This window comes from Arthrobacter sp. Z1-9 (assembly GCF_054792695.1).
In genome coordinates this window covers 4,117,681-4,130,511 of sequence record NZ_CP096456.1, presented here as the reverse complement: position 1 = coordinate 4,130,511, position 12,831 = coordinate 4,117,681, and the positions used below count along the sequence as shown (strand labels likewise).

Genomic DNA, 12,831 nt, shown 5'->3' with positions numbered 1-12,831 from the left:
CTGGGGCTAGTTGTTCAGGATGGAGTCGAGGGCGACGCCGACGGCGTGCAGGTGGTGTGCCATGGCGGCGCGGGCGTCCTCGGCCGAGCCAGCCGCGATGGCGGCCAGGATGTCCTGGTGTTCGATGTCCGAGGCGCGCTGCCGGTCCGCCACCATGTTCAGCGTTTCGGACTGATGGGCCAGGGCGCCGCGGATATCCGCCACCACGCTGGCGAAGACTTTGTTGCCGCTGGCCCGGGCGATGGCTGCATGGAAGCTCGAATCCAGGGCTACCCAGGCTTCGGGATCGGTTTCAGTGGCCATTGCGGCGACGATGTGGCGGAGAGTTTCCAGCTCCTCGTCGCTGCGGCGCTCTGCGGCAAGTCCAGCCGCGGGAACTTCGATGTGCGGGCGGGCTTCGGTCAGGTCCCGGGCCGAGTACTGGCCCAGGGTGAGATCGTTGGCCACTTTGTTCGCGACGACGAACGTTCCCTTGCCGGTTTTGGTGACGGTGAGACCCAAAGCCGTGCAGGAGCGGAGCGCTTCCCGGATGACTGACCGGCTCACCCCGTACTGCTGTGCAAGCGTAGCCTCCGAGCTCAGTTTGGCGCCCACTGCCAGCCGTCCGGACTCGATGTCCTGCCGGATGGCGTTGAACACAGCTTCGGCAGCACTAAGCCGTGCGAGCGGAAGGGCGGCAGGCTGTCCTGCTGTCCGGCTGTCTGACAGGTTCACGTCTTAAATATGGCAGGGGTCACAGCTGCTGTCAATGCGGAGCGACTAACTGACGCGGGCGCGGTCCTCGATCGACCGGAGGATCCCGAACAGTTTGACCACTTTGTCGTCCCCGAACAGTACGTCCGGGCCCGACGGTGCGAGCTCGTTGTACGGCGAATCGAAGAGCGCTGCGGGGTTGACCTTGCCGTTCTCCACAAGGTGGTTGGTGAGGACCTGAAGGAAGTCGAGTTGCTGGGCTGTCAGCGTTGTACCCGCAACGAACTCGGCCAGCGCTTCCTCTACTGCGTCGCGGTCCAGGCCTACCAAGGATCGGACGTAGAGCCCGAGTCCGTCATCGGCTGCCCGCTCCAGATCTTCCCGCGAGCCGAGGCCGCTTTCCAGCAGGATGCGTTCCAGCTCGGAGAGGTCCAAAGCGGTCAGCTGTTTGTTTCTTCGGAGCCTCTGGATTGTGGCATGCTCCTGGTGATCGGCAAGGTACAGCCGGATCTTCTCGCGGTAGCGGGCCAGGTCGATGTGGCCGTTGGATGCCCCGGCGAGGTCGATTTCTTCAAGCTCGCCGAGTTCGTCGAGGAAGTTGGTGTAAACGACGTTCCGCTTGCGTTTCTCGATCAGGTGGACAAGTTCGCGGAGCCTGAGCCTGATGTCCTCCAGCCATTCCGCTGAGACGGACTCCCACTCAGCGTCGTCGAGGATTGCTTCGATCAACGGCAGTTGCGCCGCGATGGCGGGAACGTTCGGCTGGTCCTGGAGCGCGGCGGCTACTGCTTGTACTTTTTTCCGGAACGGACTCAGGGGGTTCCCTTGGAGTGCTGCCAGTTCAGTCTGCAGCAGGAGATAGTCAAAGCGCTTGGCCTCCTCCGTATCCGGCAGGGCGCCGATGGATGCCAGCCGGGCAATTTCGGTCTCGAGCGCGTCAAAGTCCTCGCCACCCAAAGACTTCCAGGCCGATTCTTCCGCAAACTTGTCCACCCATTTCCGGGCAGGTCTGACCAGGAAGTTTTCCAGCGGCAGCCTGCCCACTGTGTGCTTCAACGACTCCTGCAGCTCAATAACGAAGGGGGAGCTGGAATCCCAGGCGAGGTCCGCCGTCGTTCGCAGCAGCCGGACGCGCGTGGCGAAGGTGCTCTCCGCGAGGGACTTGCCCAGGGATCCTTCGTTGCCGGGCATGCCAGCGTTGAAGTACTCGGCGTTGCGGCACAGGTCGAAGATGAAAAAGTCCTTCTTGTCCTCGCCCAGGCCGGAGAGGTCGGGACATAGGCGCGTGCCGCGCCCCACCATCTGCCAGAACTTGGTCTTGGACCGGACCATTTTGAAGAAGACCAGGTTGACGGCCTCGGGGATATCTATACCGGTGTCAAGCATGTCCACGGAGATCGCAATGTGCGGGTTGGCGTCACGGCGCGAGAAGTCGTCGATGAGGTTCTGCACATAGTTCACCTGGTATGTGACCACTCGGGCGAAGTGGCCTTTGAGGTGCGGATAGTTCTTGTCGAAGCGTTCGGCGATGTATTCGGCGTGCCGGTTGTTCTTGGCGAAGATGATGGTCTTGCCAAGGCGGTCGCCGCCGGCCACCTTGTGGCCGTGCGTCATCAGCACTTCCAGTGCTTTGTCCACGGTGTCGGTGTTGAAGAGCCAGGAATTGACGACGGCGGGGTCCACCGATTCGGGAATCTCGCCGTCCTCGTCCCAGTCGAGTTCGTCCCATTGCTCCTTTTCGTGCTCGGGGAGGTCGTCGTAGGCGATGCCTTCGTAAGGAAATTTCAGTGGCACCGGCACCACGCGGGGTGGGACGAGGTAGCCGGCCTCGATGGCTTCGTTGAGTTCGTAGGCGAACGTGGGCACGTTGTCCTCGATGCCGAACAGGCTGTAGGTGTTGCGGTCCACCTCCGACTGTGGAGTGGCGGTGAGGCCGATCAGGAGCGAGTCGAAGTAGTCGAAGATCGCCTTGTACTTTTGGTAGATGGAGCGGTGGGCTTCGTCCACGATAATGAGGTCGTAGTGGCCGATCCCGAACCTGCGCTGGCCCAGCCTGCCCTCTGTCTTGTTGATGAGGTTCATCATCGTGGGGTACGTGGCCACATGGATGCGGCTGTCCGCCTCCTCGCCCGAGCCCAGGATGATCGGGCCGGAGCCGGGCAGGTGGGTTTTGAACGCATTGGCCGCCTGTTTCACCAGGGCCACGCGGTCCGCCAGGAAGAGAACGCGCTTGGCCCAGTTGGCTTCCTGCAGCAGTTTGGTGAGTGCGACGACCGTGCGCGTCTTGCCTGTGCCGGTCGCCATGACCACCAGGGCCTTGCGTTCGTAGTCGTTCTCGTAGGCTTCGGTGACGGCGCGGATGGCGTTGTGCTGGTACGGCCGTTCGACGATCGCGTCGTCAATCTGCTGCTGCGCCAGCGGTTTGCGGGTCTGCCGGCGGTTGACGAGGAGCTGCAGCTGGTCCCGCGTGTGGAAACCCTGGACGGCACGCTCCGGGTACATCTTGTCGTCCCAGATCCAGGTCTCGTAGCCGGACGTGTAGTAGATGACGGGCCGCCTGTTGTACCGGCGTTCCAGGCAGTCGGCGTACAGCTTTGCCTGCTGCTTGCCAACGTGCGGGTCCTTGGTGGTCCGTTTGGCCTCGACGACGGCGAGCGGCAGACCGTCGGCGCCCCAGAGGACGTAGTCCACGTAGCCGGTGCCGCTCAGCGTGCCGCTGGCCGTGGGCATCGTGTCCACTTTAAACTCGCGGTCTTCTGGATTCTCGAGCGGCCAGCCGGCCTCTTTGAGGTCCCAGTCGATGAGGTGCTTGCGGGTCAGCGCCTCGTCGTAGTCGTGCTGGTCCGGGACCGCCTGGTTCTGTTGCTTGGTGGCTGCGATTTCGGCCTGCAGCTGCTTCAGTTGTTCTGCCAGGTCCGCCGATTCGGCGGCGGCCTTGGCAAGGGCCTCGTTCTTAGCCTTGAGCTCCTCCTCCAGTTTCTGCAGTGCCTCGGGGGAGTGCTGCTGCGCCGGGGCCGAACTGGCAGGGGCGAGGTGGCCGGCGTCGAACCCCGCAGACGGCGGCAGTTGGCTGCCGTTCTTCGCATAGTTTCGGGCAAGCCAGTAGCAGACGTGGTGCAGCTCGCGGAGGACGATTTCGGCGCCCTGCGTGGTGGGGTTGACCGGGTTGTGGACGGCGTTGTTGCCCGCTTTGCGGATGATGGTCAATTTGCTACCGATGACTCCGCCTACGAGACCTTTAAATGCAGGTTCATTGAGCAGGGCGTTGAGGTCGTCCTTGTACGGAAGGACCAGAGCGGTTTCTACCTTGTAGAGCCATTCCACGAGCCGCTCAACGGTGTACCGGGAGTAGAACATGGAAGCACGCGGGTCGATGCGGGCGAACTTTTCAGCACGTCGGGCATGTTGGGCAAGGTCAGGCCAATCGGCCAGCAAAAACCCAAAGTTGCTGTTCCCTGCCCCCACTATCGACTCCCGTCACTGCCACGCCGCGTATAGGCACTAGTCAACCACGCGGAAGCGGGCGTCCAGCACTTGTAGAACAAAGACTACTTCGGGAATACACTGCACATATGGACAAGGTGGGCGTTCGGGAACTCAAACAAAACCCTAGGGCCGTCGTAGAGCGCGTTGAGCGCGGAGCCAGCGTGGAAATCACCCTGCAGGGGCGGGCTGTGGCCAGGATGTCTCCCATTACGCACCGCCGGAAGTGGACGCCTGCTGCCGACGTGGCTCGGGCTCTTGAACTGGCGGGGCTCGGCGGGGACCAAACCGGCTGGTTGGAGGAACACCGGGAATCCCGGGATGCGGACCCCTTGGAGGATCCGTGGGAGTCTCGGTGATCCTCCTCGATACGAACATCCTGATCAGCCCGCCAGCGGAGTGGCCGGAAGGGGAGGTGCTGGGTTCGAGCATCATCTCCCTGGCGGAGCTGCATTTCGGCATCCGTTCCTCAGCCTCTGAAGAGATCCGGCGGCAGCGGGTGCGCCGCCTCGCCGTTTGGCGGGAGCTGATGGACTGGATCCTTTTCGATGAGCCCGCGGCCGAGAGCTACGGCGAGCTGGCCGCAAAGGTCCGCTCGCTTCGCCCGCAGCATGCCAGAAGCAAGGACATCATGATCGCAGCGCAGGCGCACTCGCTGGGCATTCCCCTCATGACGCGGAACGCCAAGGATTTCGAGCTGATCAGTGACGTCGTCGAGATCCTGGAAGTGGGCTGAAGCAGCCTGCTTCCCACTCTTAGGCAGACTTACTCGAAGAAGTCCTCGTCCAACTCCACCACGTCATAGCTCTGCTTCACCTGCACGCCCACGCGGTACTTGATCATGAGGCTGACCAGGCGGGCGGAGTCGATCAGGATAATGCGGGAGGGAACGTTCTCGGCATACTGGCGTGCGCCCGACGTAAAGGTGCTGGTGGTGATGAAGACTCCGCGCGATGCCCCGACGCCGTGCAGCGCGCCCACAAAAGCCTGGATGGTTTCGCGCCCCACGGTGTTGCCATCGGCGTAGCGTTTGGCCTGGACATAGATCCGGTCAAGGCCGAGGGCATCCTGGTCGATCACGCCGTCAACGCCGCCGTCACCCGATCCGCCGATGCGGCGCCCCCGCTGTTCAGCCCCGCCGTAACCCATCTTGAGCAGTAGCTTGACCACTGCCTCTTCGAAGAAGTCGGGATGGCCTTCACGAAGCCGCTGAATGAGTGCTGCGCCCACCTCGTCGTGGATACGGTTGATACCGTCCTCGATTTGTTCGACGGGTTCCAGTTCCTCAGCCGTTGTTATGCCTGCAGTGAGTGCCTCCTGGGCCGGTACTTGCTTCTCGGACTTGGGCCAGTACTGCGCGAAGAGCTCATGCGCCTGGCTGTAATTAATTCCATCCGGGTTGGAGTGAAGCCATTGCCTGCCAGCATCGGTGATGCAGTAGTGCCCCTTTGACGGCCTATCGATCCAGTTCGCGCGCGTCAGGTGGCTGAGGACCCAGCCCATTCGCTGTTCGTAACGCAGTCCGCCGGAATTGAGCGTTTCCAGTCGGGCCGACTCAGAAAGTCCTGCTTGCCCCGCCGCCTGATGGAACAGGTCCTTACGGTGCAGCGTCCGACCATTCTCAAGAGCCCGCAGAACAGGAACAATCAATGCTGGCCAGATTGGAACTTCTGTAGCTGTCGATTCCGATTGAACTTCCGACATCACAGTTCTCCCTTGAATGCTCGGTACTGAAGTGACGCGAACAGTCCGTCCAGTTCTGCGAGGTGCTTACGGTGGATCTCCTTCAAGCGTTCGGCGGCCGCAATGCGGGTAGCAAAGAGATGCTGAAGTTCCAGTGGGGGAATTGGGATCGGCAGAGGATGCAGGTCCTGTTTGTTCAGCTGGGGCACAGAGCTGCCCGAAGTGATCGTGGTTAAGTCGAAGCTCTCAAACCAAGCAAAAAGGTAGGCGGAATCGAGTGCGGGTGAAGGCTTGACGGCCATCAGATTTGGATCCAGCACGGAGTGTCGCACAGTGAGGCGCTTCTTGTTCGTCGAAATTGAAGCCCCTCGCTTGGGAAGAACGACACAACCGGGGGGACACGTTGACGCTTTGCTGCCGGGAGCTTCGGACCACGAGCCGGCAGTGAGGAAAAGCCGTTCATTCCCGCTGCGATTCATGTCGGAGACTTTCAAGAGCAAATAGCCAAGCGACTGATTTGCGAATGCTTGTCCCTCAGGGAGGCTATTACCTCCGAAGAATGTGGCCACTGAGCCCATTGGCGCCGTGGGGAATTCCATCTGTTCAAACATGGAGTGGAAGATCGAGTGGGTAAGGGTGTCGAGGTGGGCGAGGGCTTGGCGGCGCTTGGTGCGGAGCTCGCCGGCCTTGTCCAGGATCGCCGCAATCCGCCGCTGCTCGTCGAGGGCTGGAAGCGGCACATCCATGTCAAGGAACACAGGATTGGGAAGCGACCGCCGCCTCGCAGTTGATCCTTGAAGCTTCGCTAAGTAGTAGGCGATGGCTATCGGAGATCGAAGGAAACGCTCCAGATACAGGGAATCGACTACCGCTTTGTCGATTACGTCCCAAACTGCGTATGCCGGGCTGACGATTCCCGCTCGCATTGACCGCTGGAAGGCCAAGACGGCCTCGTCGATGGGAAATCCGACGACCAACTGGCCATTTTGCACGACTTTGTACTGCGACAGGTCGGCTCCGGCGACTCGCTTTTTGAACTTCTCGCCTTGAGGGACAAGTCCGTTGCGCATCGTCATCGAGAGGAGCGGATACCCGGTGCCGCCCGCACGCAGGATCTTTGCAGGTCGAATGAGTTCACCAAGCTTCACTTCAACAGCTCCCGCAGATCCGCCAGACCCTCGGCAATTTCGGCCTCCAGGCCGTCCAGCGTCGCCAAAATTTCCGTTGGGTCGGCATGCTCGAGGACTTCGTGTTCGATCTCCTTGTACCGGTTCAGCGACAGGTCGTAGTCGTTGGCGGCGATCTCTGAAAGCGGCACCGAGAACGACTGGTCAGTGCGCAACCGCTCAAGCTCCGACGTCGTCCGTTCACTCCAGCGGGCGAGGACGTCGGGGAGGTCGGAGGAGGCAAGCGGTGTGCGCTTGTCGTCGAGGCTGAAGCCGTCGGACTTCACGTCGTAGAACCAGACGTTGTCCGTGCCGCCGGAGTTGGTCTTGGTGAAGAAGAGGATGGCTGTGGATACTCCAGCGTAGGGCTTGAAGACGCCGGACGGGAGCTTCACCACGGCGTCGAGCTTGTGGCCCTCGACCAAGGTTTTCCGCAGGGCCTTGTGTGCTCCGGTGGAGCCGAACAGCACGCCGTCGGGAACAATTACGGCGGCCCGTCCGCCGGGCTTGAGCAGCTTGATGAAGAGTGCCAGGAAGAGGAGCTCCGTCTTCTTCGTCTTGACGACGGTCAGGAGGTCCTTAGCGACGTTTTCGTAGTCGAGGCTGCCGGCGAACGGCGGGTTGGCCAGGATGACGTTGTATTTTTCCTCCTCCTCGGCGTGGAGGTCAGCCAACGAATCACGGTACGAAATATCCGGGTTCTCCACCCCATGGAGCAGCATGTTCATGGAGCCGATGCGGAGCATTGTGGAGTCGAAGTCGAAGCCGTGGAACTGCTGGTTGTGGAAGAACTTGCCGCTCTCGTCATTGGTCAGCAGGTTCGGGTTATTCTTCCGCAGGAACTCACCGGCCTGGACCAGGAATCCGCAGGTGCCTGAGGCGGGATCGCAGATGGCTTCCAACGGCTTGGGCGCGGTCATTGCCACCATCAGGTCGATAATGTGGCGCGGCGTCCGGAACTGGCCATTGGTGCCGGCGGAAGCGAGCTTGGACAGCATGTACTCGTACAGGTCGCCCTTGGTGTCCTTTCCGTCCATGTTGATGCTGTCAATGACATCCACCACCTGCTTCAGGACTCCGGCATTCGGGATCTTGAACTGGGCATCCCGCATGTGGTGGCTGTACGTCGACTCCTCGCCGTTGGAAAGCTTGGGGAGTTCGTTACGCAGGAACGGGAAAACGCTCTGCGAGAAGACCGTGTACATCTCGGCCTGGGAGAAGTCTTTGAACCGGGACCAGCGAAGGTCTGAGTAGGGCCGGCCCTCCGGGTCCAGACCGTCGGGAAACACAGCGTTCTGCAGCGGCTGGCCCAGGAGGTTGGCCCGCTTCTCCTCGCGCGTGTGGTTCTCGTCGAGACGTTTCAGGAACAGCAGATACGTGATCTGTTCGATGACTTCCAAGGGGTTGGAGATACCGCCGCTCCAGAACGTATTCCAGACCTTGTCGACTTGGGACTTGATTTCACCTGTGATCACCCATGTGAGTTTAGTGGCTGGCGGAGTAGCGCCTGGCTTTTATTGGCGGTGCTGCCTTCTTATGGATCAGACACTCAATGTGGGATCGGCCGTCTGTCTGAACCATATGTGAAGATGTCCCCTATGAATGATGTGAACCCGGACCTTGCCCTCTACGTCGATGGCGAGTCCGCCCTGGTAGCAGGGTCATCTGAAGCCATTGCGGAGCTTTTTCGGAAGCTCGACGTTCCGCACGAGTCAACGGCAAAGGTCGGGACGGCCGTCACTGACATGCTGGCCGCTGCTGGCGGGCTGCTCAGCCTGCTGGGGCAGGGGGGAATAAGTGGGAACTCGTTCCAGATGACCCCCGAGTCCTACGCCAAGTACCTGGAGTTGGCTGGTTCCACTAAAAAAACGTTCGGCATCGTCAGTGGTGTCCTCCGGCAGCCCGACGGAACCATCGACACTGTGGTCGAGCTGGTGAAGTCTTCAGGGGTCAACCCGTCAGCGGCGACGAACTGGCCCATGTTGGCGGCCGCGATCGCGATCCGGTCTGCTATCCACAGCTTAGAGGTGCAGCTTGAGTCCATGGACGCGAAGCTCGATACGGTGCTCCGGGATACTCGGAACGAAGCGCTTGGAAACATCCAGGGAACCACCTTCATCCTGGACAAGGCCTTTGGCTATTTTGAAGAAACTGGAGAGCTGACGCCCACCCTATGGGACCAGGTGGCAGGACAGGCTGCTGCCCTGTCCCAGATGCACGCGGTTGCCCTCAACCACATAGATGTCCTCGCGGACGAGCTCAGTGCCAAGAGCTTTGGTAAACGGCTGGAGGGCGCAAGGAACGCCGCATCCGGTGAACTCCAGCACTGGTTGATTATCACAGCGGTCGCTTTGACGAACATGGTGCGCATGGACTCACTTGAGATCGTTCATGGTGCCGGTTCGGACGCCGCAGGCGCCCATGCCCGTCACGTAGAGCAGGCCAGGGACCGCCGCCTTGAGCTCACGAGGTCTAAAGTTCAGAAATTGGCAGACGCTGCTGCGAAAGCGTCTAAAGTGGACACCTTAACTCGCGTGGCGAACCCCTTCGAACTGCCCAAACTCTATGACGCGGTATCCGAAATCCAGCGGCTTCTCATGGTGTTCTCTGAGGCTTACGGCATGCCGGCTACCGAGGCCTTCGAGCGCAAGGAATGGCATACGTCCCTTCTTGATCTTGGCCACGCAGCCGGAAGCGCCGTTGCCGGAGCTGTTGGTGCTGCGGCTGGCACTGTTGCGGCAGCACCAAAGGCCATCGCCGGAGGCGTGGAGGACGGCATTCTGCAGGTCGCCCAGAGCATCGAGGAACGCCGCAAGAGCGCCCACTCGAACGATCAAACTTCGTCCTGATTCGACAATTACAACAGCGGGTCCGAAAGAGCATCCAGGCTCGCGGACCCGCTGTCGTTGGGTGTTTAGCAGGGGCGCCAGGTCTTCCCGCCCGGCGCATAACAGCGAGGCCCTGTGTATTTGGAGGGTGCCGGTGGCACATAAGGGGCGGGGGCCGGTGGAACATATGGCTGGGGTGCCGGCGGGACGTAGGGCGCTGGTGCGGGCAACCTTCGAAGCCGGTCAGCTTCGATCTCTGCTTGCCGGGCTGCTTCCTCTGCAGCCGTCTTGGCTGCCGCAGCTGCTTCGTCGGCGGCCTTTCTCTCGGCGGCCGCACGTTCCTCAGCGGCCTTTTTTTCTGCGGCGGCGCGGGCTTCAGCTGCCAGGCGTTCTTCTTCGGCCTTCTTTTCAGCCGCCGCCAACGTAGACTGCTGCGACTTGAATTCGTCCCTCTTCTGCTCCCCGGTGGCGATCCCCTTATCAAGGGCGGCGAGAGCGCCCGTAGTGGCAGCAGCAGAAAGCCCTGCCCAGTAGATTGCCCTGTTGGCGTCCTTAGTTGCAGCAAAAACTGCACGGAGAGATTTCGCGGCGGCAATCTCGGTGACTAGCACGGCGGCGGCCGCCCCAGCATCAGCCGAAGATGTTGCAGGCGCGACTGCCGCAGCCTTTTCCAGCGCTTGGGCGGTCTGCGCAAGTTGCGCAGGGAGGGTGCAGTCAACTGTCTCTGAGAAGAGGCCGGTCTGCGCGGTCCTGGCTTCCTCATAGGCTGCTTGGACAGGCGGGAGGAACTTGTCGTTGCTGCCGAACTGCACCGGTATCCCCAGCCCTTCCCGTGCAATCTCTGCATTCACAAGTGACCCGTCCGGAGCGAAGACCCCGGCAAGCGTCCGGCCGTATTTGTCGTGCCGCTCAACATCGAATTCCAGCCGTACTTGGGTACCCTTCGGAAGCGCCTCTTCCAGGTACTTCGACGCTTGCGGGCCGAGGCATTCCACTGGTTGGTTGGGGTCCTTGGTTTCGGGCGTATCCACGTTGAGAAGCCGAATGGTGTGATCCCCATTGTTGATGGAAACGATAAGCGTATCGCCGTCAATGACTCGCACCACAGTCCCCGAGTCTTCATTGGCAGCTGCGCCCACTGCAACGGAGCCTGCCACCAAAGCCGTGGTTGCCAGTGCGGCGGTTATCAATTTCTTCATTCGGTGCTTTCGATAGGACCTTGACCAGGCCCTCTAATAGCTGGGGATAAGTCAACCGAGAAGAACCTAATACTTGCTATATGTATGCTGGCCACCCAAACGCAAGGCTTCCTCAAGAGAAGATCAAGATCGCGATAGTTCTAGGCACGCGGCACCGGCATGATCGTACCGTTCTTACGCCTTACGCTGGTCGGTTCCCCAGTACTAAGGTTGACCTGAGTGCTAGATAGGCACGATCGTACCTGTGGGAGTGCTGTGACTCAATCATTTTCTGAAGTGCTGGCGGCGGAAGTAAGGACACGCCGCACGACCCTCCATCTCACGCAGCACGATCTCGCACAGTTGGCAGGGGTGTCGGAGCGTTTCGTGCGGTTCGTCGAACAGGGGAAACCCAGCGTCCAGCTGGACTCACTTTTGGCGCTGCTTGGGACCCTTGGCCTGGAGCTGCAGTTGACTACACGGACACGTGCAGCCGCCCTTCGCGGCGGGACGGCGGCAGCTGGCCAGCGGGAGCAGCCGTGAGGCACCGTATCGCCGATATCTACAAGGCAGGCGTGCTCGCCGCCCGGCTTGAACGGCATGACGGCGGCACCGCATTCAGCTACCTGCCGAGCTATCTCAGCGCCGGTGGACCCGCCGTCGCCACTTCCCTGCCGCTCACGAACGAACCTGTGCTGTCCAGTGCGGGGGCCGCTCCGCCCTATTTCACCGGGCTGCTGCCGGAGGGCCGCCGCCTTAACGCCCTGCGTCGATCCATTAAAACCAGCGCGGACGACGACCTGTCCCTTCTGATCGCGGCCGGCGGCAATCCGGTGGGAGACGTCCAGATCGTCGGCCACGGGGAACCCTTGAACCCTGATGATCACGCGGTCCGCTTGGATCCGCGCCGCCCTGTTGATTTCGATCAGTTGCTCGGCGACCCGGACCTGATTGATCCGGTAGCCCTGGCCGGTGTCCAGGACAAGTTGTCCGCCGGAATGATTTCCGTGCCGGTGGCGAGTACCGGGCGCCAGTTCATTCTGAAGCTCAACGCGCCGGAGTTTCCGCACGTGGTGGAAAACGAGTACGTCATGTTCCGCTACGCCGCCAGGCTTCGGATTCCGCTGAGCCGCGTCCAGCTAATTCGGGATGTTGCCGGCCGGCCGGGGCTGTTGGTGGAGCGTTTCGACCGCGTGGCCGTCCCGGGGGCAGGGCCAGATGCCGTACGGCGCCTGGCCGTGGAGGACGGGGCGCAAGTGCTGAAGCTCTACCCGGCGGACAAGTACAACGTGGGGTACAGCCAGGTGTGCCATGCGCTCGCGGACTACTGCTCGGCGCCGCTTCCTGCGCTTCGAAACCTGGCAATCCAAGCGGCCTACGCGTGGTTGACGGGCAATGGAGACCTCCATGCCAAGAACGTCTCCATGGTCCAGCAGCCCCACGGGGAGTGGGTCATCGCGCCGGTGTACGACATCCCCTCCACAGTGGTCTACGGCGACAAAACTTTGGCGTTGACCATGGACGGGAAGAGGACCGGGATTTCGCGCCGCCACTTCCTGGGCTGGGCCACGGAGCTGGGACTAACTGACCGGGCGGCTGCCCAGGTTTTGGAGATTGCACTGAAGGCGTCCGGCCCGCTGATCACCGATTTGGAGGCCGGTACCGCCTTCCGTGCCTTGAAGGGGCCCGGCCAAAAAGGTAATGACGACGGCGGCTCGCCCTTTCCCGACATGGTCACCAGGGCGTGGGTCAAGGAGTTGAAGCACCGCCGGAGGTTGATGGAAGGCTGAGCCGGGCGGC

The 12,831-nt window shown here is 61.4% G+C and carries 11 protein-coding genes; 5 read left to right on the top strand and 6 right to left on the bottom strand.

What is annotated here, in order from left to right:
* Window positions 1-6: 6 nt before the first annotated feature.
* Together M1D93_RS19065 and M1D93_RS19060 are read right to left on the bottom strand one after the other, a co-directional pair.
* Entirely contained in the window at window positions 7-714 is a 708-nt protein-coding gene (locus tag M1D93_RS19065) for a FadR/GntR family transcriptional regulator (protein WP_461172999.1), read from the bottom strand.
* 45 nt (window positions 715-759) lie between these two features.
* On the bottom strand, window positions 760-4,128 hold the full coding sequence (locus M1D93_RS19060; protein ID WP_461172998.1) for a DEAD/DEAH box helicase family protein: 3,369 nt from the start codon (window positions 4,126-4,128) through the stop codon (window positions 760-762).
* 137 nt (window positions 4,129-4,265) lie between these two features.
* Between M1D93_RS19060 and M1D93_RS19055 the strand changes: the two genes are divergently transcribed.
* Window positions 4,266-4,535, top strand: coding sequence for a type II toxin-antitoxin system Phd/YefM family antitoxin (locus M1D93_RS19055; protein ID WP_461172997.1), 270 nt, complete (start codon window positions 4,266-4,268; stop codon window positions 4,533-4,535).
* Window positions 4,520-4,912, top strand: coding sequence for a PIN domain-containing protein (locus M1D93_RS19050; protein ID WP_461172996.1), 393 nt, complete (start codon window positions 4,520-4,522; stop codon window positions 4,910-4,912). Before M1D93_RS19055 ends, M1D93_RS19050 begins: the two co-directional genes overlap by 16 nt.
* 29 nt (window positions 4,913-4,941) lie before the next feature.
* On the opposite strand, the gene M1D93_RS19045 is transcribed toward M1D93_RS19050, so the two are convergent.
* The 3 genes from M1D93_RS19045 to M1D93_RS19035 are packed head-to-tail and all read right to left on the bottom strand — an operon-like array spanning window position 4,942 to window position 8,500.
* On the bottom strand, window positions 4,942-5,880 hold the full coding sequence (locus tag M1D93_RS19045) for a restriction endonuclease (protein WP_461172995.1): 939 nt from the start codon (window positions 5,878-5,880) through the stop codon (window positions 4,942-4,944).
* A complete protein-coding gene (locus M1D93_RS19040) occupies window positions 5,880-7,007 on the bottom strand; it encodes a restriction endonuclease subunit S (protein WP_461172994.1) in 1,128 nt (375 codons plus the stop codon). The genes M1D93_RS19045 and M1D93_RS19040 overlap by 1 nt, the downstream gene beginning before the upstream one ends.
* A complete protein-coding gene (locus M1D93_RS19035) occupies window positions 7,004-8,500 on the bottom strand; it encodes a type I restriction-modification system subunit M (RefSeq protein ID WP_461172993.1) in 1,497 nt (498 codons plus the stop codon). Before M1D93_RS19035 ends, M1D93_RS19040 begins: the two co-directional genes overlap by 4 nt.
* Window positions 8,501-8,623: 123 nt before the next feature.
* On the opposite strand from M1D93_RS19035, the gene M1D93_RS19030 reads away from it, so the two are divergent.
* Entirely contained in the window at window positions 8,624-9,874 is a 1,251-nt protein-coding gene (locus M1D93_RS19030) for a hypothetical protein (protein WP_461172992.1), read from the top strand.
* 65 nt (window positions 9,875-9,939) lie between these two features.
* On the opposite strand, the gene M1D93_RS19025 is transcribed toward M1D93_RS19030, so the two are convergent.
* Window positions 9,940-11,052: a thermonuclease family protein gene (locus M1D93_RS19025; protein ID WP_461172991.1), complete on the bottom strand. Its 1,113-nt coding sequence runs from the start codon at window positions 11,050-11,052 to the stop codon at window positions 9,940-9,942.
* 255 nt (window positions 11,053-11,307) lie between these two features.
* Here M1D93_RS19025 and M1D93_RS19020 point away from each other — a divergent pair, with 255 nt between their 5' ends.
* A complete protein-coding gene (locus tag M1D93_RS19020) occupies window positions 11,308-11,574 on the top strand; it encodes a type II toxin-antitoxin system Y4mF family antitoxin (protein ID WP_461172990.1) in 267 nt (88 codons plus the stop codon).
* Complete coding sequence (locus M1D93_RS19015) at window positions 11,571-12,821, top strand: type II toxin-antitoxin system HipA family toxin (RefSeq protein ID WP_461172989.1); 1,251 nt, start codon at window positions 11,571-11,573, stop codon at window positions 12,819-12,821. Before M1D93_RS19020 ends, M1D93_RS19015 begins: the two co-directional genes overlap by 4 nt.
* The last annotated feature ends 10 nt before the right edge of the window (window positions 12,822-12,831 follow it).

Coding starts and splice junctions, on each gene's coding strand:
- M1D93_RS19025 (WP_461172991.1), bottom strand. CDS start 11,052: ATGAAGAAATTGATAACCGCCGCACTGGCAACCACGGCTTTGGTGGCA.
- M1D93_RS19055 (WP_461172997.1), top strand. CDS start 4,266: ATGGACAAGGTGGGCGTTCGGGAACTCAAACAAAACCCTAGGGCCGTC.
- M1D93_RS19045 (WP_461172995.1), bottom strand. CDS start 5,880: ATGTCGGAAGTTCAATCGGAATCGACAGCTACAGAAGTTCCAATCTGG.
- M1D93_RS19030 (WP_461172992.1), top strand. CDS start 8,624: ATGAATGATGTGAACCCGGACCTTGCCCTCTACGTCGATGGCGAGTCC.